The sequence below is a fragment of the Hafnia alvei genome, from assembly GCF_034424155.1.
GTDB classification, from domain to species: domain Bacteria; phylum Pseudomonadota; class Gammaproteobacteria; order Enterobacterales; family Enterobacteriaceae; genus Hafnia; species Hafnia alvei.
The window spans coordinates 170,825-190,722 of the sequence record NZ_CP139992.1 but is presented as its reverse complement, the minus strand read 5'-3'; the positions used below and the strand labels follow the sequence as shown (position 1 = coordinate 190,722).

Sequence of the window (19,898 nt, the reverse complement as noted above, 5' to 3'; positions counted from 1 at the left end):
GTTTTAAAATGGGGAAACAGACGCGTCGCTAAACGCAATACGTCTTTTTCACTGGGAATTTATACAGATTATTGGAGATTATATCAGCGCGGTGAGCGAATCCAACCGTGAAATCTCAACGTGAGGTAACAAACGGCTATCTGAAGCGGTTGTTAGGCTGCGCTCACGGTCGTTGATCCAACAGGCCTGCATGCCGCAGCGCACGGCTCCCGCCACGTCGGTGGTGAGGTCATCGCCCACATGCAGAATATTTCCGATGGGAACGTTTAAGCGCTGCTGAGCGGCACAATACATGTCGTTGTAAGGCTTAGCGCGTCCGTCAGGACCTGAGCGCAATATAAACGCAAAATAGTCCGCTAAACCAAATAGGTTCGGATCCGCATTACCGTTGGTAATTGCCGCTAACGGCGCTTTCTCCGCTAACGCTTGCAGCGTCTTATGCGTCGACTCCGGCACCGTGATTTGGCTACGCCAGTAGGCAAAGTTTTCCATCGCAGAATCTGCGCCAGCGCTAGCTTGGGCGTGGTTAAAACCGTTTCGCGTTAACGCCAGATGCACAGCCTGCCAGCGCCAGGCGGTGACGTCGTGATAAATTTCAGGATTATCAGCCCGCAGTTCAGCGCGCAGGCGTTGCCAGTCAATGCTTTGCCAATCGCGCAGCGGTTCAAAGTTTTGCTGCAAAAATGCCAGAGACTCTCGCTCGGTACGCATAATCACGGGGTGATTATCATAAAGCGTATCGTCCAGATCGAAGGTAAAAGCCCCGATAGCGTTGAGCGGGCGATAGAAATGAAGCGTCGAGCACATCAGGATTTTCCTCGTTTCGCGCGTGGATGCGCTGCATCATACACCTTCGCCAAATGTTGGAAATCGAGGTGGGTATAGATTTGGGTGGTGGTCAGATTCGCATGACCCAGCAGTTCTTGCACTGCACGCAGATCGCCACTGGATTCAAGCATATGCGTTGCAAAAGAGTGACGGAGCTTATGCGGGTTAATATGACTGGTGACGCCTTGTTTAACGCCCCATTCAGCAAAGCGCTTTTGCACGCTTCGCACCGAAATTCGCTTACCCAGCTTAGACACAAAAACAGCGTCATCTACCGGATCGTAAATCTCACGCAGTGGCAGCCACTGTTCCAGCCAATGAATGGCCGTACGTCCAATCGGCAGCTTTCGCTCTTTGCTCCCCTTCCCCATCACCCACACCTCGCCTGAGGCCATATTCATGTGGCGGCAGTCTAATCCCACCAGTTCGGAAAGACGCAGACCCGCGCCATACATCACTTCCAGCATGGTGCGATCGCGCACGGCAAGGGGATCGCTCGCATCTATGTCGAGCAGACGGTTTACGTCATCAACGTCGAGATTTTTGGGTAAGTGGCGAGCCTGTTTCGGTGCGCTAATGCCTTTCGCCGGATTAACCGACATCACGCCTTGGCTCACCTGCCAATCGATAAAGCTGCGTAGCGCCGACAAACGTAGGGCAAGGCTTGCAGCCTCAAGGCCTTTTCGCTTGCTACGCGCGGTAATCATACGCACTTGGGTTGCATCGAGTTGCCGCCAATCGCGTAAACCAGCGGGGGCAACAATCTCAATAATGGCAGTCAGCTGATGATGATAGCTTTCGATGGTATGCGGGCTGAGCTGACGCTCAACGCGCAAAAAGCGCAGGAATGCCTCAACCGGCAGTTCCAGCGCCTGAGTATCACTGCTCATTGGCGTTCAATCCAACGGCTGATTAGCCCCGGCATCAGCAATGCGAGCTGATCAAGCAACACGGTGCCTTGACCTTGCTGATAATGATGGCTATCGCGACTGCTGAAGATAATCAGACCTAAGTCACCAAACTCACCCATCAAAGAAAGCGCGACCGAGCCCACCATTTTCGCCTGAGGCAAAACCAGCAATAGCTCAGGGCCATTCAGAGTACCGAGATAGTGGTTTTGGTTCCCCAATCGTTGAATTCGCATCATTTCAAATTCATTGCGCGACAAAGCCAAATGCGCAAAGTCAGAAGGCGCATTCAGATACCATTTGTCGCTAAACAAACGAATATTGGCACCGGCGAGCCCAAGAGAACGCGCCCAGCGGTTAAATCGTTGGAGAAAATCAGCAAGGCTTTCTGCGCCCGCAAGATGCCCTTGGAGCTCTAGCAGGCGATTAAACAGAACTTCATTGGCGCTGGCCTGTTCCATCAGCAACGTGATCTCCTCTTCTAAATTGAAGATGTGCTGACGTTGTCGGTTCAGTTGCCATTCAACTAATGAAACGGCACCACGCACCGGATGAGGGATCTGCATCTGCTCAACATTGCGTGCATTACGAATGAAGAAGTCAGGATTCTGTTGCAGATACTCCATCACCTGCGCGTCACTTAGCGCCAGATTATCCAATACCCGATCTTCGATGTCGCTCATAGTTGTCTATCGCTCACTCATAAACGTATGAATTACAGGTGTATAAATCCATCATAAACGTGGGTCGCAGGGCCTGTCATAAATAGGGGGTTATCAGGCCCTTTCCAGCGAATGTGCAAACGCCCACCGGGAAGATCAACCTGAACGTTTTCATCCAGCAAACCTTGCTGGATCCCCACGGCAACCGCCGCACAGGCACCGCTGCCGCAGGCCTGAGTTTCACCTGCGCCGCGTTCATACACCCGTAGTTTGATCTGATTACGGTTAATGACCTGCATGAATCCTACGTTAACGCGTTCAGGGAAGCGTTCGTGGCTTTCAAGTACCGGACCGATGGTTTCCACCAGCGCCGTTTCAACATCATCAACCTGAAGCACGCAGTGGGGATTCCCCATCGAGACCGCGCCGCACAGAATAGTATGTTCAGACGCACGCATGATATAGGTCTTTTCCGCTTTCACGGCTTTGAACGGGATCTTGGACGGCTCGAAAATCGGCTCGCCCATATTTACCGTGACCAGCTCGTCATCGCTGACCTTGAGCACCATCCGACCATTCTGCGTGCTTACGCGAATTTCACGTTTATTGGTTAACCCTTTCAAACGCACGAAACGAGCAAAACAGCGCGCGCCGTTACCACACTGCGCAACTTCGCTCCCATCGGCGTTGAAAATACGATAATGGAAATCTAAATCAGGATCGTAAGGCGGTTCAACGATCAGCATCTGATCAAAACCAACGCCGTTATGTCGATCGGATAGACGGCGGATAAGCTCCGGCGAGAAGTATACGTTTTGTGTAACAGCATCAACGACCATGAAATCGTTGCCTAAACCGTGCATTTTAGAGAACTGCATAACTACCTCTCACCCTACGCCTTAACTTCCGTGGTCACCGAACTAACATCCTGACAGTTCTCGCTATCGTGGATTATTGGCCTTGTTCTACACCGGCAATATTAGACGGTGTATTCGCGCCCTGATTTGCAGCAGGCGCGTTAGTTTGTGTATCTGGTTGGCTCTTCGACGCCGCTGGGGCATCAGCCGGAGGAAAGTATAAAGGCCCTTTCAAACCGCAACCAGCAAGGCCGAATAGGGAAACAGCCACCAAGGCCCAACGAAATTGTTTTTTCATGGTCATTACCATTTATTGTATTAATGCGTGTGAATCCTACCTATAAGCTCTCTATAATCGCAGTTGGACCCTGAAAAGCAATAGGAAATGATTATGAACGATACCGAGTTTCACCAGTTAGCAGATAAGCTGATGTTAAACATCGAAGAGGCCATTGACGCTTATGAAGGTGATGCCGACATCGACTATGAAACCAATGGCGGAGTGATGACGCTGACCTTCGAAAATGGCAGCAAAATCGTGATCAACCGTCAGGAGCCCTTGCATCAGGTATGGCTCGCCACTAAAGCAGGCGGTTACCACTTCAGCCTGCGTGATAATAGCTGGATTTGCGATCGCAGCGGAGAAGAGTTTTATGCTTTGCTGTCAACCGCATGCAGAGCGCAGTCTGGCGAAGAAGATGTGGTAATTTCGGCATAAGCCGAAACGCGAGCGGCATCAGCGCCCACTCCAACTCTCCGCTGAATAGGGAAGAATTGGAGTGGTGCTGTATTTACGATTAATGCAGCTGGAACTGCTGCTTAAGCGGCGTGCCGTCGTTGTCGTCATTGACGTTGCACTGTGGCAACACATTGGTACGGAACGGCATCACCTGAGAACGTCCATCGGCATTTACGATCTGGTAGAACTGCGGCAGGTTAAAGTTGATAAAGCTTGAACCGTAGGTAAAGCGGTCATGCGATGACGAATAGAAACGGCTAACGTCGCGCACTAGCTCCTCTTTGCTGCCTTCACAGTGGTGATAAACTTCCACACGGTTGGTTTCATCCAGAATGTAGATGTTAAACCCATCGTTATCCCCATCTTCAAAGAAGAATTGGATTATCCCTTCGCTGGCGTAACCATCAACCACGGCGGGCAAATGTACCTGCTCGGTTTCTACCTGAATAGAAAGCCCATGCAGCTTGTTATTAGAAATGGCGCCATAAAACTCAACCGCATTTTCCAATTTCTGCACCGATACGCTCAGACGTTCAAAGAACAGTCCCCACGTTTGCCCAGCGACGCGTACGGCTTTAAAGCGACCCGGCTCTAAACGAGTACTAGACAAGCGAAGGTCAATACATTCAGAAACCAGTTGCTGTAGACGCGTGCGGATTAACCCGCGTAAATGCTGGCTGTAGCACAAGACCTCAACGGACTCCGGCGGAGCGGCATCCTGATGCATTTTGCCTAAGATCGTTTTCAGCGCTTCTAATACCGCCTGTTCACCGCTGAAATGCAAGGTACGCACCTCATTCCACGAGTTGCGATACAGCAGGTCGATACTGCCAACTAAGCATTGCTGCTGCTGACCAAAGCTAAAGACATCCAGCTTACGGAAATCAAAATGCACCACCTGATTGCGGAAGGCCGCCGTTGGATCATTTTCCAAGTTGACGATAATCGCCAAATGGCGGATTTCACACGGGCTGTATAACGCCTTCGGTGATGGCGCAGGCAAGCGAATCGGGAAATGCTGCGACACATCATGCACCAACCCCTGAAGCTTATTGATATCGCACAGGTTGTTGTTGCTCTTGATGTGCAGCTTAGTGTCCGCCGTCAGCAATCCGTTGAAATAGGCCCACGCCACTAATTTGTTTAAGTAGCGGTTATATTCCAACGGCTGATGGCTAATGATGGTATCGATAGTCGGCGCTTGGTTATACAAGTACCAGCCGGTGCGGTTAGCGCGGCCAATCGGCACATGAATAAACGTTAAGTTCTTTTCTGATAAATCCGGTGAAATTTGCGGGTTTACCAGCGTCACTTTACCCGGCAAAGCTTCAAACGCAGCGTAAAGCTTACGGGTCAATACCCCAATATCTTGCGGGCTAGCGCTGACGCTTAGGTTATTACGGCGCGCGAAGCGAATGAGGTTGCGATAACTCTGCATCATCGCATCTAACAGTTCATTATGCGCTTCACGCACGCGTTCAATTTTCCAATTGGCGCGGTCATCAAGCACTTCGATACGCTCTTGACTCCAGCCCCAAGACTCAACCAGTTGGCTTAAAATTTCACGCCGCCAGCCAACGCAGGCGCGGCTACGCGATAATTTTTCACACACTTTGAGATAGAAACAACGGCGAGCCAGATCGAGACGCGCGGTATCATTGATTTGCTCAAGATAGTGCGTCACACGTTCCAGCATCATGCAGTAAGGATCGAGTCCGAACGAGACAATTTCGCCTTTATGTAAACGTTGTTTGATGGTGATCGCCAACAGTTCAGCGTTGGGGTATTCCCATGAGTAAGCTTCCAGCAACAACGTTTTCAAGACAGCTTTGTACGGCGAATCGATGCTTTTATAGAGCTGCCACAGGCTAGCGCCAAAGTATTCTTCGGCAGACAGCGAGCTTAGACCACCAAGATCGAGCCATTCGTTTGGCGTAAGCGCGCCCTGCGAGTACAGCGACATGACATATTCGTCGTAATGCGCTTCCTCTTCGCTTGGCACCATATTCCACAGAATACGTTTGCCCGCCAGACGCACCGCGGTGCGATAGAACTCATCAAGCAATAAGATATGCTGGGTAGACCCACAGTCTTCCCCACCCAGACTGCCGCTTTCGTTATGACGAAAACGGTTTTCATCGATGAGGAAGAAGCTCACTTCAACGCCCAGCGATGCAGCCCATTTCTCCAGCTGTGTACATTTTTGCTGTAATCGATTGCGCTCTTCGCCATCTAACCAAGATTGGTGGCAAACCCAAATATCCAGATCCGAACTACAGCTTTGCCCAATAGAAGAGGTGCTTCCCATTGAGTAAACGCCAGTGATCGGCAATTGGCCTGGGTGATCTGCCGCGATGGAACCCGGAGAACGAAGATCGATTTCATGTAAGTAGGTTTGCTGATTTTCATCAGGCGTGTAGAAACAAATGCCGTGGGGAACGTTACCATCAAGGTAACCCGGCATCAGCGGGTGGTGGTAATGCAATAGGGTTGGCAGCAGACTGTAAACCTGTTGAAAGGCCGGCCCCATGGCCGCTAAAGCGCGATCAACTCGAAGTTGATTTATCGCATCCAGTCTCTGTTTCAGTGTCTCGATGTAGAGGTACAAGACGTTTCGCCTGATTATTCCAGTGTCTGAGAGAAGCCTGTTTCCGTACCTTACCGTTTTTCTGGTAAGAAATGTTTTAATAAGAAATTGCTGGAAACGTGATCAATCTAACACCTTGCTGGTTGACCGTAAAGTATGTAAAGCCACACACTTATTGTTGCGTCTTTCTTGTCTTTGATCTTACCGACTATTTCATCCATTCTCCTTCCTGATTATTTTCCCGCCAAACAGCCATTAGGTTCCAGCGCTGCACGTTTGCGAACAAAATGATAGGATGAAGCATAGGATAAAAATGGATATTCACATGCTAGAAATAACCCCTCAGCCACATCAGATCCTCCGTATCGCCACCCGACAAAGCCCGCTGGCGTTATGGCAAGCCTATTATGTGCGCGATCATCTACAGGCCCATTGGCCGGATTTGACCGTGGAACTGGTGCCTATGGTGACGCGTGGTGACGTTTTATTAGATACACCACTGGCAAAAGTTGGTGGCAAAGGCCTGTTCGTCAAGGAGTTGGAGCTTGCTTTGCTGGACGGACGCGCGGATATTGCCGTTCACTCAATGAAAGATGTGCCGGTCGCTTTTCCTGAAGGTTTGGGGCTTGTGACTATCTGCGAGCGCGAAGATCCACGCGATGCTTTTGTGTCACCGAAGTATGCTCGACTTGAAGATCTTCCTGAAGGCAGTATCGTCGGCACATCAAGCCTGCGCCGCCAGTGCCAGCTTAGAGAAATTCGTCCCGACCTGATCGTTCGCGATCTTCGTGGCAACGTGGGTACGCGATTAGCCAAACTGGATAACGGCGACTACGATGCCATTATTCTGGCCGCTGCCGGTTTAAAACGCTTAGAGCTTGAAGAGCGTATCCGCTATGCATTACCACCAGAACAATCCTTGCCAGCCGTAGGCCAAGGCGCCGTCGGCATCGAATGTCGATTGGACGATGCAAAAACCCAAGCCTTGCTCGCACCGTTAAACGATAGCGATACCGCGACTCGAGTTATCGCTGAACGCGCCATGAACACGCGTTTAGAAGGCGGCTGTCAGGTTCCTATCGGCAGCTATTCAGAGCTTAATGGCGACGAAATATGGCTACGAGCGTTGGTGGGCAAGCCTGATGGCACTCTGATTATTCGTGGCGAACGCCGTGGGCCACGCGCTCAGGCGGCTGAATTAGGTGTTTCGCTAGCAGAAGAACTGCTAGAGCGCGGCGCGCGTGAAATTTTAGACGACGTGTATCAAGGACAAACGCCACGATGAGTATCCTGGTAACTCGCCCATCACCTGCGGGTGAGGAATTAGTCAGTAGACTACGAACCCTAGGGCGAGCGGCCTATCATGCTCCATTAATCGATTTTACTCCGGGAACTGGCCTCGCTGCGCTACCAGACCTTCTGGCACAGCTTCAGCAAGGCGATTTAGTTTTTGTTCTATCGAAGCACGCAGTACGCTATGCGCATTCGTATCTACAACGATCCGCGATAGCATGGCCACGCGAACTCAACTATTTTGCCATTGGCCGCCCAACCGCGCTGCGTTTACATACGGCGACAGGTTTGCCGGTTGCCTACCCTCAACCTCCCGAAACGTCTGAATCTTTGCTATTGCTACCAGAACTGAGAAATATCGCGGGTAAGCAGGCATTAATTCTGCGCGGCAACGGTGGACGAGAGCTGTTGGCAGAAACATTGACCCAACGCGGCGTGAGCGTAACACTGTCAGAATGCTACCAACGTTGTGCTATCCACTATAATGGTGCAGAGCAAAGCGCACATTGGCGACGACAGGGCATTTCAACGCTGGTCGTGACAAGTGGCGAAATGCTGCAACAACTGTATGATTTAGTTCCTGATTACGATCGGCAAATGTGGTTACTACATTGCCGCTTGATTGTGGTTAGCGAACGGTTGGCTACCCTCGCCCAGGAATTGGGCTGGAAAGACATTCAGGTAGCTGAAAGTGCTGATAATGACGCGCTGATCCGCGCGCTACAATAACTGACTATGGGAAGTGCCAAGATGACGGAACCGACAACCCCGCCTGAAAAGGTTGAGGAAACGAACACCGCGACTGAACACGAGATCCAGCCAGCATCTAATCTCAATAACAATACTTCTGGTGAGCAGGTCGCTAAAACTGTGAAAAAAGAATCCGCAAAAGGGCCGGTGCTCGGTGCTATCGCTATCGTTATAGCAATCGCTCTCGGCGCAGGCTTGTATTATCACGGCCATCAGCAAGCTCTGGCTCAACAAGCTGAAAACAATGAGCTCAGCGACCAACTGACCGCATTGCATACCGAACAGGCTCAAGAAAAGCTGCGCATTAATGCGTTGATCAACCAGCAAAACAAAGCGCTCAGCGTGACCGATCAGTTGCAAACCTCGCAGTCGCAGCAGCTAAAAGAGCTGGAAGCGAAAGTGGCCGCAATTTCCGGTAGTGATGCGAAAAACTGGCTGCTGGCTCAGGCTGACTTCCTCGTCAAGCTTGCGGGCCGCAAGCTGTGGAGCGATCAGGATGTGACGACCGCGGGCGCATTGTTGAAAAGCGCAGATGAAAGCTTGGCTGAAATGAATGACCCAAGCCTGATTGACGTTCGCCGCGCCATTACCGAAGACATTGCCTCGCTGGCCAGCGTTAGCCAAATTGACTTCGATGGCATTATTCTCAAGCTGAATCAGCTCTCAAACCAAGTTGACGATCTGCGTTTGGCAGATAACAACACCGACGAAGCGCCGATGGATGAAGACAATGGTGAAGTATCGAGTTCACTGACCGAATGGCGACAGAATCTGGTGAAAAGCTGGCATAACTTTATGTCGGAATTTATTACCGTGCGCCGTCGTGATAGCAGTGCCGAACCTTTGTTAGCCCCAAATCAGGACGTCTATCTACGCGAAAATATTCGTTCTCGCCTTCTGGTTGCCGCACAGGCTGTTCCTCGCCATCAAAACGAGGTTTATCAACAGTCGCTTGAAACTGTCTCAACGTGGGTACGTGCCTACTTCGACATGAACGACCCGACAACCAAAGCCTTCTTAAGCCAGTTGGATGAACTCAGCCAACAGTCCATCAATATGGATGTTCCTACAGAGCTGAAAAGCCAGCCGTTGTTGGAAAAGCTGATGCAAACCCGCGTGCGTAATTTGATGGCAACACCTTCTGTGCCAGCCGCAGCACCCGCAACGCAGGGGGAATAGACATGCTTAAAGTTTTATTGCTGTTTATTATCCTGATCGCAGGGATCGTTCTGGGGCCGATGTTTGCTGGTCATCAAGGCTATGTTCTTATCCAAACGGATACCTACAACATTGAAACCAGCGTCACATCGCTAGTGATCATGTTGATCCTGCTGATCGTTGTGCTTTTCGCGATTGAATGGGTGCTGCGCCGCGTATTCCGCACCGGTGCCCGCACTCGTGGTTGGTTTGTTGGCCGCAAGCGTACTCGCGCTCGCAAACAAACACGTGAAGGCTTAATGAAGTTAGCCGAGGGTGATTACACTCAGGTTGAAAAACTGCTTTCACGCAATGCGGATCACGCAGAACAGCCTGTCGTTAACTATTTACTGGCCGCAGAAGCCGCTCAGCAGCGCGGTGATGACCTACGCGTAAACCAGTATTTGGAACGCGCGTCAGAAGTTGCTGATAGCAACCAGCTGCCTGTCGATATTACCCGAGTACGTATTCAGTTGGCGCGTGGTGAAAATCATGCTGCCCGCCACGGCGTAGATGCACTGCTTAACGTAGCTCCGCGCCACCCCGAGGTTCTTCGTTTAGCCGAGCAGGCGTATGTTAAAACGCAGGCATATCAGTCATTGCTTGAGATCTTGCCGAGCTTGGCAAAAGCCAACGTGTATAACGATGAAGAGATCCAAAAGCTGCAACTTCAAGCTTACATTGGCCTAATGAACGAACGTATGGCCAACGGCGGTAGCCTCGAGCTGAAGAGTTGGTGGAATGACCAGAGCCGTAAAACACGCCATGAAACAGCGCTGCAGGTGGCCATGATTGAGCATCTTATTGAATGCAACGATCACGATACAGCTCAACAAATTCTAGTTGATGGTTTGAAGCGTAAGTTTGACGAACGTTTAGTGTTGTTGATGCCAAAACTGAAATCGGGTAATCCTGAGCAGTTGGAAAAACTGTTGAATCAGCAAATTAAGCAGCACGGCGCAAGCGCGCTGCTTAACAGCACTTTGGGTCAGCTCTTGATGCGTCATGGTGAATGGCAGCAGGCAAGCGATGCGTTTCGTGCCGCGCTGAAGCAGCGTCCTGACGCCTACGACTACGCGTGGCTGGCTGACGTACTTGATAAACTGCACCGCCCAGAAGAAGCGGCGCAGATGCGACGTGACGGATTGCTATTGACGCTTAAACAAGAGCAGCCTGCGAATCCATCCTAACAATTGCTTCACTTATTAAAAGCCCGCTATGCGGGCTTTTTTATTGCTCTATTTTAGGCAAAAAAAACACCTGCCAAAAGGCAAGTGCTTAAAAGGACAATCAGATCTTAGGACAACTGATTGGTGTCTCACTCAACGTTACGCCCGTAGCTTGATGAAGGGTCAAGACCACTATCATCAGAATCGGACAATAGACACCGTAAATTGGCTCTGCATCATTCGGAGGTTTATGAAGCTTTCGCAAGCATAAGGAGGTGAATGAGCATCTACGTGATAATTAATGCACATGGCGTGCCAAGTTTTTTCTATACGGAATTTAAACCGTATTTTTCCATGATTCGATAAGCCTGAGGCTTTAGGCGTGGCTACATTTTTATAGCACGTTGGGATTTCAGTGAATTGAACGCTCAGATCGTGGTTCTAAATAGTAGAACTCATATTCAGTCTATAAAATGTCGTCTAAAAACGACACCATTACCTTCATTATTATTTATTCAATTAAATTAATGAGTTATAAGTCTCAATTCAGAGACATCACATATGGCCTTTGTCGTGAATAGCCAACGAGTTAAAAATAGTCTCTTTAAATCAACAGGCTAAATAGAAATAAAACGATAGAGCTATCACTGAGTGGTTCATAGGACATGGTGCAAAAGAAGGAGATATTTTAGACGAAAAAAAACCCCGCATTGCGGGGTCTTTCTCAAGAGTGGTCGGCGAGAGAGGATTCGAACCTCCGACCCACTGGTCCCAAACCAGTTGCGCTACCAAGCTGCGCTACTCGCCGATACAATTCTTTTCACCGATAATGCCAACTTCACATTATGGTTTTCTAGCTGTCTGAAAAAGATTTCTTTGTAGGAATCACTTTCATAAATTGGTCGGCGAGAGAGGATTCGAACCTCCGACCCACTGGTCCCAAACCAGTTGCGCTACCAAGCTGCGCTACTCGCCGATAACTCTTTAGACTACCAAGAGTTCGTACTGCTAAATGACCTCAGTCATTTTACTACTCACAGATTTACCAATTCTAGATTGGTTGTGGTGCGAAGAGAGGGACTTGAACCCTCACGTCCGTAAGAACACTAACACCTGAAGCTAGCGCGTCTACCAATTCCGCCACCTTCGCAATGCCACTTAAATCTGGGGTGGCTAATGGGACTCGAACCCACGACAACTGGAATCACAATCCAGGGCTCTACCAACTGAGCTATAGCCACCATCAATTCTTCTAACGCGGTATCGTATTGTACTACATACTACCTCAATACCACCGCAGCTCTTGCACACAAAGCTCAATAAAAAGCTTTTTATAAAACTGGTGCGCCCGACAGGATTCGAACCTGAGACCTCTGCCTCCGGAGGGCAGCGCTCTATCCAGCTGAGCTACGGGCGCTTAGCGCCGTTGCGGGAACGGATATTACGGACTTGGTGCCATGCTGTCTAGTGCTTTTTGTCATAAATATTGCGTTTGATTAGACTTTGCGCATTCTGACGCAAAAGTCGACGCTTTACTCTACGACTTCTATCAAATCATCAGTGTTTATCCGCTATCGATGGATTTTCATCCATGACGTCACTGACGAATGAACATACCGCTGGCAGATAAAAGTGGCAACAATAAGGGGCTAAAAGCCCCTTTGATCTGCTGGCTATAGACGACCGCCGTAGTAATACCCTAAAAACTTAAGCAGCTTCAGCTGACGGCGCCAACGTGTAGGCTGCGACAGTAAGCGGTAAAGCCACTCCAAGCCAAACTCTCGCCAGACTTTAGGCGCTCGTTTAACGTGTCCAGTAAATACGTCGTAGGTTCCACCGACTCCCATATAAAGTGCATCGGGATAAACGTTACGACAGTCGCGCATTAGGATTTCCTGTTTAGGCGAGCCCATCGCGACGGTCACAATCTTTGCGCCACTCAAACGGATGCGCTCAAACAACGCCGCACGGTCTTCTGGTTTAAAGTAGCCATCTTGGCTACCCACGATATTTACGTTCCATTGCTGACGTAGCTTAGCTTCTGTTTCAGCTAGAACCTCTGGTTTACCACCGATCAAGAATACCGGTATTTCACGTTCTCCCGCACGCTGCATTATGGCTTCCCACAAGTCAGCACCCGCTACGCGACTTAAATTCGCGTTTGGATATTTACGGCGTATCGCACGAACCATGCTGATGCCATCGCAATATTTATACTCCGCCGCACCAATCAGGTCGCGCAAAGGCTTATCCACTTCAGCGGTCATGACCTTTTCAGCATTGATGGCAACCAAAGTACCAGTCTTCAGTTCACCGTCATCAAATAGGTGCTCAAGAAAGTGCGGCATATCACGGAAGCCCCAAAGCTCAATACCCCTGATGTCATATTTAGGAATGGGGTTTGTCGTCTGCATGTTCATTATCCTTGTAATACCTTTTCAACCGGAGCCGTAGCCCGTGGTGTACGATTCCGGCGTACGTGCTGTCGAATCAACCCAGCACTATCAAACAACCAATAAAGTAGTTTTGCCAGCAGTAGGCACAGCCCAAAGATCAGGCAAAAGAACACCACTCGCGAAACAAAGGAGTCCACACCCTCACGCGCCAGCACAATAATGTTAAATACCGCACCAAAACAAAATGCCTGCATCACTGCGGCTTTGTAGCGATTTGGTTCGCGCTTGCCCTTTTCATAGAGCCAATCAAACCACTTAATAATCATGCCCACTGCAACGGCACCCAACGGAATAAACGCGACACCGCCCATCACGACCAAAGAACCAATCAGCGTTGGCGAGATAGCCAGCCCGGAATGGTTGTTCAACACTTCCCAGGTGAAGTAGTTGGCGGTATTGAATACCTGATCGGGACGCCCCGGCCACATCCAACTTGGGATGAAAACATAGAAGTCACGGATGATCGGCGCCAACCCTTGGAATTCAATCTTGTCGTAATTCTGCAGCAGTAAGCCTAAGTTTTCCCACGGCGAGAATGTATCTCGCGTGAGGTATAAGAACGTATAAAACGCCTCATCGCCGCTAACGTTCATGCCATAGCGTTTAAGCGCAAGCCAGAACATACCGACGACGCCTAAAACCCCCGCAGCCACCAGCATCCACAGCGTGATCCAGCCGCGAACAATGCCGATAAATAAGAACAGCGCAAAAGCGATAATAATATTGGCGCGGGTTCCCCCCACAATCACGTAGGTCAGAATACCAAATGCTACCGTGCTCACTAAAAAGAACAGCCACGCACGCTGATCCTTCTTGAGAAAGTAAACCACCAGCATGGCGGGAATGAAGAAATAGAAGAAGCGCTTAAGCGCCACGCCCGATACATCGCTAGAGAAAATCTGGCTGTATGAATGCAGCTTGAATAGCAAGAAGCCGTTGTTCATAAAGAACACGCCAACGGTGCCAATCGCAATCAATGCCAGCAGAATCCATGTCAAATGCGCTTCGACACGGTTAACACTGAACATTGAACGTTCAACGTTAACCTTCTGTACCGGCCTTAGGCGGGTTTTATAGGTAACATAATAGATGGCATAAAATGCCGTTGCTGAAAGCTGGGCATAAAGCAGATATTCAACGGGAACAATCGTCACATCAAACCGGAATACCAGCACGCAGGTTAGTGGGAACCCAAAGTAAAACGTCAGCAAAAACAGCAATGAGAAGAAAACATTGAAGTTAAAACGTACGCGGCGAAACTCTTTGTAGGTCAAAAATAGAACGAAAACGACCGAGAAAAAGTAGACCAGCGAAAGCCCGCCTAATTGCGCTAGAGTCATACCTGCTCTCCTGCAGCAATGGCTAATGCTTGCTGCCAGCCATCAATATAGTTTGGATTAAAGAACGCAATTTGGCCCTTATCGACCCCGCTCATCTGTCGCTGCGCTTCACGCACCACGCTTGGGTCTAGCGAATCACCGTAAAACAAAACGGGTAAATGCTGCTCGGCCAGATCCTGCCAGAATGGATTCTGACGACTCAAAACAAACGGCACCCCAAACTGAATCAACAGGCACAAAGTCCCAATCCCCTGTTGGCGATTGAAAATGAAATAGCCCAAATCACAGCGGCGCAAGATATTGAGATAATCATCAAAAGCCACCTGCTCAGTTAGGAGCTGTACATTCTCCGCAGGGAATAAACGCTCAGCCGCGTCTCTCACTTGAGCAATATAAGCATCATTATTCGCCGGATAGCCCAGTGGGATAATGATGTGGTTATGGTCACCGAACTGCTCTTTGATGGATTCCAACGCTTCAATATGACGATTCGTCCGATCGCCCGAGTTCCCCACTAAAATAGTCAGCGGGCCATCCGGTGATTTTGCTGGATTCTCCAGCGTCAACGCGGGATCCATACGCGTAGGGAAATAGAGCAAAGAGGCGGGTACACGAGGATGGCGCTGCTGGTAATGGATTAAATCACCACGCGTAGCAAATACGTGTCCAATTCGCCCTTGAGCCACTCGTCGTAGCAAATAGAAAAGGCGGAATTTCCAGCTGGTCGCATCCTCATACAGGTCTGCGCCCCAAACATGCCACGCCACCTGTGACGATTTGATTTTCCCCATCAGTATCGCAATCCATAGCGTGGGATTAAATTGGCCATGCAGGAAGAAACGCACCGAACGATCGGCTTGAGCTCGCTTAATGACCGCTTCAGCTAAACTTTTTTTATCGGGCCAAACGGCAATATCGAGTTTATCAAACGCGCTAAAAGCCGATGTATCGCGTGCAGCAATCATAAAGTGTTGCGCCTGCCCCTCGGGCACACGTTCACTCAGCACGTCATTAAAGAAGCGCAGCACGGTAATATTATGGTGTGGGATATCCGATCCCAGAACGTGAATCAGTGTCGTCATGCCCGTCTACGATAAATCAAGAATACAGATGTGCAGAGCAGGAAATAGACGATGTAAGTCGCCATATATGCCTGAGCTGCCCCAAGAGCGCCATGCTGCGGGATCAGCCAATGCGAGAACCCGGTTAGCAAGATAAACTGGCTAACTTCGGTCATGACATAAAAACGCAGCGATGCTTTGGCAATCACTAAATAGCCAAAAACATAAGAACCGACTTTCAATACATCGCCGACCAATTGCCAAGCAAAGAGATCGCGCATCGCCGTAAATTTATTAGAAAACAGCAACCAAATGGCAAAATCGCGCAGTAACCACACGGTAAAACTCGCTGCGGCCACCGCCGGTAATACAAACATAAGAGAGCGCGTAATTTCACGGCTGATCTCATGTTTGCTCACCAACCGCGACAGCGTCGGCAACAGATAAACGCTAAAGGAAGCCGTAATAAATTGCAGGTAGGCATCTGAAATACTGCTAACGCCTTGCCAAATCCCTACTTCATCCCAGCCATAGTACCGAGCAAGCAGATTTCGCATCATCACATAGGCCACCGGCAGCGTCACCGACGTGATGAGCGCCATGATAGTGAATTTGCCCAAATGACTCGCAATGGCTTTATCCCAGCCGAGACGAAAATAATTTAGCGGTATATGTTGGCGTTTAAATAGCATGAACGCCGCAGGGATCACCACGATGGCCGGAACCAGTGCCAGCCCAGCCAATGCGCCAGGATAGCCACCAAACGCATAGCAGAGATAGTACGCCACCACCCCCAGCAAACTACCGCCAATGATCGATAGCGCGTTGCCACGTGCATCACGGAAACCTTTTAGCACCGCCATGAAGAAGTTGGCGTAGGCAATCCCCATCTGGATAAACGCCACGGCGCGGACTATTGGTTGATAGTCTGCGTGCCCGAATAAACCTACGCTTATCGGTTCAGCCGCTATCAGGAACACCACCGCCAGTAGGGTCGAGAACCCTAAAATCATGCTGGAAGAAGTACCCATGACCGCTTTTAAACGATCTGGCTGCTGATGGTATTCCGCCACGTATTTGGTGATACCGTTAAAAATACCTGCACCAGACAGAACGCCCAAAACGGTCACCATCTGGCGGAAGTTCCCCGCCTGACCCACACCGCTGGGGCCAAAAGAGACCGCCAGCAGTTTTACGACCAACAGCCCTACCCCGATTTTTATCAGCGTAGAGCCTGCCGTCCAAAGAGATGCTTTTGCTAATGACATCAGCCGAAGAAACTCAGGATCGTGTTGATCACCGTACGTTGGTTAACGTCAGACATATTATAGAACAGCGGTAGACGGGCTAAACGCTCGCTCTCTTTGGTGGTGAAGTTATTCTCTCCAGCAAAATGGCCAAAACGCTCGCCGGCCGGGCATTCATGCAGCGGAATATAGTGGAATACCGACATGATTTCGGCTTCTTTCAGATAGCTGATAAACGCCGAACGCTGTTCAATATCATTCAGCTTAAGGTAAAACATGTGCGCATTTTGCTGGCAATCATCTGGTACGGATGGCAGCTCAACTTTGCCCTTTTTAGCTAACGGTAAAAACGCATCATAATAATTCTGCCAAAGCTGCAAACGGCGCTGATTGATCTTCTCAGCGGCTTCCAACTGAGCCCATAAATAAGCAGCCTGTAGGTCAGACATCAAATAGCTAGAGCCAATATCACGCCAGGTATATTTATCGACGAGGCCACGGAAGAACTGGCTACGATTGGTGCCTTTCTCGCGGATAATTTCAGCACGCTCAATCAGTGCAGGATCGTTAATCAGCGTCGCGCCGCCTTCGCCACCAGCAGTGTAGTTTTTGGTTTCATGGAAGCTAAAGCAACCAATATGACCAATGGAGCCCAGCGCTTTACCTTTGTAAGTCGACATCACACCCTGAGCAGCATCTTCCACTACAAACAGATTATATTTTTTCGCCAGCGCCATAATGGTGTCCATTTCACAGGCTACGCCTGCGTAGTGAACCGGCACAATCGCGCGCGTTTTATCCGTAATAGCGGCTTCAATTTTGGTTTCATCGATATTCATCGTATCTGGACGCAGATCGACAAACACGACCGTCGCACCACGCAGCACAAACGCGTTAGCCGTGGAAACAAAGGTAAAACTCGGCATGATGACTTCGTCGCCAGGCTGAATATCGAGCAGCAGCGCAGCCATTTCCAAAGAGGCGGTGCACGAAGGCGTCAGCAACACCTTAGCGCTGCCAAAGCGTTGTTCCATCCACTGCTGGCAACGGCGGGTAAAACCACCGTCACCGCACAGCTTGCCGCTGCTCATCGCAGCCTGCATATACTCAAGTTCGGTCCCTACCACTGGAGGAGCATTAAATGGAATCATGTGTTCACCTGTATAGCCAGTAGGCCGTGCTTTCAATCACGGCACCGCTGCGAATATAAAGCCGTAAAGCCGGAATATTGCCAATTTGCGTTGCAACATGCAGACGCGACAAGTTTTTATCCCGACACCAATTTTGTGCCAATAGCATTAACTGCCTGCCAACGCCAAGACCGCTACACTCTGGCGCAACCGCCAGCAGACCAATTCTGGCCTCGCCATTATCAAGAGCTCGCAGGGTGACAAAACCCGCGGGTTTCATCTGTGCATTCAGAACTAGCAGGCATTGATGGTCAAAGGTGCCCAGCACGGCTTTTTCCACCCACTCGGCGTAAAAACGTGCGCTATCGTCTGCTTGATACCAAGGCGCCCGAAAGCGACTGAGCGCGAAAGCCTGAGCGGCCTGAGTCCGTAGCCAAGGAATATCCTCAGCAGACGCAATGCGACAAGAAGAGTCCATCGGCGGTGAATTAGCAGGTTCCGTGCCAAGTTGGGCTTTTTCTATAGGAAGAGAAAGATCAATTTCTCCCTCAACCAGACGAAAACCTAGATTTGCTAAGTCATCCGCCAGCGCGACTCGGTCTGCGGGAATTTTGGCCTGCACAATATCAAACGGCTGAAAATCAGCCGTTGTTAATATTGGAGCCGCCGTTGAAAAAGCTAACTTGGCGGTGCGGAGATGAAAATATTCACTCTCCCACGCCAAGGGTTCAATACTGGCGTGGACGCACATGTAATAGATCCATTAGGTACTTGCCATAACCCGTTTTAACCAGTTGTTGAGCTGCACGTTTCACACCATCATCGTCAAGCCAACCATTACGCCATGCAATCTCTTCAAGACACGCTATTTTAAAACCCTGACGCTTTTCAACCGTTTGCACAAACGTACTTGCTTCAATCAAACTGTCGTGAGTTCCAGTATCTAACCAAGCAAAGCCACGGCCGAGTAATTCAACGCTCAACTCACCTCGCTCTAAGTAAACCTGGTTGATGCTGGTAATTTCCAACTCGCCACGTTTAGAGGGCTTGATCTGTTTCGCTATATCAACTACTTGATTATCATAGAAATAAAGCCCAGTGACTGCCCAGTTTGATTTAGGGTGTTCTGGCTTCTCTTCAATAGAAAGTGCACGAAATTCGTCATCGAATTCAACAACACCGAAACGCTCAGGATCCATAACCTGATAACCAAATACCGTAGCACCATGCTGGCGTTTTGCTACGTTACGCAACTTAGGGCTAAAACCTTGCCCAAAATAGATATTATCACCCAGAACTAAACAGGAAGGCTCTCCGTTAAGAAACTCCTCCCCTATCAAAAAAGCCTGTGCTAAACCATCAGGACTAGGCTGTTCTGCATAACTCAGGTTAATGCCGAACTCTTCACCACTGCCAAGCAGGCGCTGAAATGAGGGCAAATCTTCAGGAGTAGAAATAATCAGAATATCTCTAATCCCTGCCAGCATTAAGACTGATATAGGGTAATAAATCATCGGTTTATCATAAATTGGCAGCAACTGTTTAGACACACCACGAGTGATTGGATGTAAACGCGTGCCAGAACCGCCTGCTAGAACTATTCCTTTCATAAATCATGCCTTTCATGAAACAGCCACAGCGATAAGATTAACCAAAGAGCAGTGAACCTTATTT

Annotated in this window: 18 protein-coding genes and 5 tRNA genes; 5 read left to right on the top strand and 18 right to left on the bottom strand. The window is 49.6% G+C overall.

What is annotated here, in order from left to right:
* Nucleotides 1-78: 78 nt before the first annotated feature.
* The 5 genes from yigB to lptM all read right to left on the bottom strand — a co-directional run bounded on the left by yigB (nt 79) and on the right by lptM (nt 3,553).
* Nucleotides 79-807 carry a 5-amino-6-(5-phospho-D-ribitylamino)uracil phosphatase YigB gene (gene yigB / locus U0008_RS00915; protein ID WP_043490230.1) on the bottom strand — a complete coding sequence of 243 codons (729 nt, stop codon included), beginning with the start codon at nt 805-807 and terminating at the stop codon, nt 79-81.
* Nucleotides 807-1,718: a tyrosine recombinase XerC gene (gene xerC, locus U0008_RS00910; protein WP_043490227.1), complete on the bottom strand. Its 912-nt coding sequence runs from the start codon at nt 1,716-1,718 to the stop codon at nt 807-809. The genes yigB and xerC overlap by 1 nt, the downstream gene beginning before the upstream one ends.
* Nucleotides 1,715-2,419 carry a DUF484 domain-containing protein gene (locus U0008_RS00905; protein WP_040046686.1) on the bottom strand — a complete coding sequence of 235 codons (705 nt, stop codon included), beginning with the start codon at nt 2,417-2,419 and terminating at the stop codon, nt 1,715-1,717. Before U0008_RS00905 ends, xerC begins: the two co-directional genes overlap by 4 nt.
* A gap of 32 nt (nt 2,420-2,451) precedes the next feature.
* A complete protein-coding gene (gene dapF, locus U0008_RS00900; RefSeq protein ID WP_025802138.1) occupies nt 2,452-3,276 on the bottom strand; it encodes a diaminopimelate epimerase in 825 nt (274 codons plus the stop codon).
* Nucleotides 3,277-3,349: 73 nt separating this feature from the next.
* The gene (gene lptM, locus U0008_RS00895; protein ID WP_038502611.1) at nt 3,350-3,553 is read right to left on the bottom strand and encodes an LPS translocon maturation chaperone LptM; all 204 of its coding nucleotides are present in this window, start codon (nt 3,551-3,553) and stop codon (nt 3,350-3,352) included.
* A 93-nt stretch (nt 3,554-3,646) separates the two neighbouring features.
* On the opposite strand from lptM, the gene cyaY reads away from it, so the two are divergent.
* A complete protein-coding gene (gene cyaY, locus U0008_RS00890) occupies nt 3,647-3,973 on the top strand; it encodes an iron donor protein CyaY (protein ID WP_043490222.1) in 327 nt (108 codons plus the stop codon).
* 79 nt (nt 3,974-4,052) lie between these two features.
* On the opposite strand, the gene U0008_RS00885 is transcribed toward cyaY, so the two are convergent.
* Nucleotides 4,053-6,602 (bottom strand): class I adenylate cyclase, encoded by a 2,550-nt coding sequence (locus U0008_RS00885; RefSeq protein WP_025802132.1) that lies wholly within the window; start codon nt 6,600-6,602, stop codon nt 4,053-4,055.
* Between the two features lie 304 nt (nt 6,603-6,906).
* Between U0008_RS00885 and hemC the strand changes: the two genes are divergently transcribed.
* The 4 genes from hemC to hemY are packed head-to-tail and all read left to right on the top strand — an operon-like array spanning nt 6,907 to nt 11,011.
* Nucleotides 6,907-7,866: a hydroxymethylbilane synthase gene (gene hemC / locus U0008_RS00880; protein WP_043490264.1), complete on the top strand. Its 960-nt coding sequence runs from the start codon at nt 6,907-6,909 to the stop codon at nt 7,864-7,866.
* Entirely contained in the window at nt 7,863-8,603 is a 741-nt protein-coding gene (hemD, locus tag U0008_RS00875; protein ID WP_025802128.1) for a uroporphyrinogen-III synthase, read from the top strand. Before hemC ends, hemD begins: the two co-directional genes overlap by 4 nt.
* Before the next feature lie 21 nt (nt 8,604-8,624).
* Nucleotides 8,625-9,803 (top strand): uroporphyrinogen-III C-methyltransferase, encoded by a 1,179-nt coding sequence (gene hemX / locus U0008_RS00870; RefSeq protein ID WP_043490220.1) that lies wholly within the window; start codon nt 8,625-8,627, stop codon nt 9,801-9,803.
* Nucleotides 9,804-9,805: 2 nt separating this feature from the next.
* Nucleotides 9,806-11,011 (top strand): protoheme IX biogenesis protein HemY, encoded by a 1,206-nt coding sequence (hemY, locus tag U0008_RS00865; RefSeq protein ID WP_025802125.1) that lies wholly within the window; start codon nt 9,806-9,808, stop codon nt 11,009-11,011.
* Between the two features lie 710 nt (nt 11,012-11,721).
* Here hemY and U0008_RS00860 read toward each other — a convergent pair.
* From U0008_RS00860 to rfbA, 12 genes are all read right to left on the bottom strand, one after another.
* Nucleotides 11,722-11,798 (bottom strand) — tRNA-Pro (locus tag U0008_RS00860).
* A 91-nt stretch (nt 11,799-11,889) separates the two neighbouring features.
* A tRNA-Pro gene (locus U0008_RS00855) sits at nt 11,890-11,966 on the bottom strand.
* An 87-nt stretch (nt 11,967-12,053) separates the two neighbouring features.
* A tRNA-Leu gene (locus U0008_RS00850) sits at nt 12,054-12,140 on the bottom strand.
* Nucleotides 12,141-12,155: 15 nt separating this feature from the next.
* Nucleotides 12,156-12,231, bottom strand: a tRNA-His gene (locus tag U0008_RS00845).
* Nucleotides 12,232-12,330: 99 nt separating this feature from the next.
* Nucleotides 12,331-12,407, bottom strand: a tRNA-Arg gene (locus U0008_RS00840).
* Between the two features lie 256 nt (nt 12,408-12,663).
* Nucleotides 12,664-13,410 (bottom strand): lipopolysaccharide N-acetylmannosaminouronosyltransferase, encoded by a 747-nt coding sequence (gene wecG / locus U0008_RS00835; protein WP_043490217.1) that lies wholly within the window; start codon nt 13,408-13,410, stop codon nt 12,664-12,666.
* Entirely contained in the window at nt 13,410-14,786 is a 1,377-nt protein-coding gene (gene wzyE, locus U0008_RS00830; RefSeq protein ID WP_043490215.1) for an ECA oligosaccharide polymerase, read from the bottom strand. The genes wecG and wzyE overlap by 1 nt, the downstream gene beginning before the upstream one ends.
* Nucleotides 14,783-15,868, bottom strand: coding sequence for a TDP-N-acetylfucosamine:lipid II N-acetylfucosaminyltransferase (locus tag U0008_RS00825; RefSeq protein ID WP_043490214.1), 1,086 nt, complete (start codon nt 15,866-15,868; stop codon nt 14,783-14,785). The genes wzyE and U0008_RS00825 overlap by 4 nt, the downstream gene beginning before the upstream one ends.
* Nucleotides 15,865-17,115, bottom strand: a complete 1,251-nt coding sequence (gene wzxE, locus U0008_RS00820) for a lipid III flippase WzxE (RefSeq protein ID WP_043490211.1) — start codon at nt 17,113-17,115, stop codon at nt 15,865-15,867. Before wzxE ends, U0008_RS00825 begins: the two co-directional genes overlap by 4 nt.
* A complete protein-coding gene (gene rffA / locus U0008_RS00815; RefSeq protein ID WP_043490209.1) occupies nt 17,115-18,245 on the bottom strand; it encodes a dTDP-4-amino-4,6-dideoxygalactose transaminase in 1,131 nt (376 codons plus the stop codon). The genes wzxE and rffA overlap by 1 nt, the downstream gene beginning before the upstream one ends.
* A gap of 4 nt (nt 18,246-18,249) precedes the next feature.
* Nucleotides 18,250-18,975: a dTDP-4-amino-4,6-dideoxy-D-galactose acyltransferase gene (gene rffC, locus U0008_RS00810; RefSeq protein WP_043490207.1), complete on the bottom strand. Its 726-nt coding sequence runs from the start codon at nt 18,973-18,975 to the stop codon at nt 18,250-18,252.
* Nucleotides 18,953-19,834 carry a glucose-1-phosphate thymidylyltransferase RfbA gene (gene rfbA, locus U0008_RS00805; RefSeq protein WP_043490205.1) on the bottom strand — a complete coding sequence of 294 codons (882 nt, stop codon included), beginning with the start codon at nt 19,832-19,834 and terminating at the stop codon, nt 18,953-18,955. The genes rffC and rfbA overlap by 23 nt, the downstream gene beginning before the upstream one ends.
* Nucleotides 19,835-19,898 lie beyond the last annotated feature (64 nt).

Bases quoted from the DNA above. Each gene is read 5' to 3' on its own strand.
- dapF (WP_025802138.1), bottom strand. From the start codon at position 3,276: ATGCAGTTCTCTAAAATGCACGGTTTAGGCAACGATTTCATGGTCGTT.
- hemC (WP_043490264.1), top strand. From the start codon at position 6,907: ATGCTAGAAATAACCCCTCAGCCACATCAGATCCTCCGTATCGCCACC.
- yigB (WP_043490230.1), bottom strand. From the start codon at position 807: ATGTGCTCGACGCTTCATTTCTATCGCCCGCTCAACGCTATCGGGGCT.
- hemD (WP_025802128.1), top strand. From the start codon at position 7,863: ATGAGTATCCTGGTAACTCGCCCATCACCTGCGGGTGAGGAATTAGTC.
- hemX (WP_043490220.1), top strand. From the start codon at position 8,625: ATGACGGAACCGACAACCCCGCCTGAAAAGGTTGAGGAAACGAACACC.
- hemY (WP_025802125.1), top strand. From the start codon at position 9,806: ATGCTTAAAGTTTTATTGCTGTTTATTATCCTGATCGCAGGGATCGTT.
- wzyE (WP_043490215.1), bottom strand. From the start codon at position 14,786: ATGACTCTAGCGCAATTAGGCGGGCTTTCGCTGGTCTACTTTTTCTCG.
- lptM (WP_038502611.1), bottom strand. From the start codon at position 3,553: ATGAAAAAACAATTTCGTTGGGCCTTGGTGGCTGTTTCCCTATTCGGC.
- wecG (WP_043490217.1), bottom strand. From the start codon at position 13,410: ATGAACATGCAGACGACAAACCCCATTCCTAAATATGACATCAGGGGT.
- rfbA (WP_043490205.1), bottom strand. From the start codon at position 19,834: ATGAAAGGAATAGTTCTAGCAGGCGGTTCTGGCACGCGTTTACATCCA.
- rffA (WP_043490209.1), bottom strand. From the start codon at position 18,245: ATGATTCCATTTAATGCTCCTCCAGTGGTAGGGACCGAACTTGAGTAT.
- xerC (WP_043490227.1), bottom strand. From the start codon at position 1,718: ATGAGCAGTGATACTCAGGCGCTGGAACTGCCGGTTGAGGCATTCCTG.
- rffC (WP_043490207.1), bottom strand. From the start codon at position 18,975: ATGTGCGTCCACGCCAGTATTGAACCCTTGGCGTGGGAGAGTGAATAT.
- U0008_RS00825 (WP_043490214.1), bottom strand. From the start codon at position 15,868: ATGACGACACTGATTCACGTTCTGGGATCGGATATCCCACACCATAAT.
- wzxE (WP_043490211.1), bottom strand. From the start codon at position 17,115: ATGTCATTAGCAAAAGCATCTCTTTGGACGGCAGGCTCTACGCTGATA.
- cyaY (WP_043490222.1), top strand. From the start codon at position 3,647: ATGAACGATACCGAGTTTCACCAGTTAGCAGATAAGCTGATGTTAAAC.
- U0008_RS00905 (WP_040046686.1), bottom strand. From the start codon at position 2,419: ATGAGCGACATCGAAGATCGGGTATTGGATAATCTGGCGCTAAGTGAC.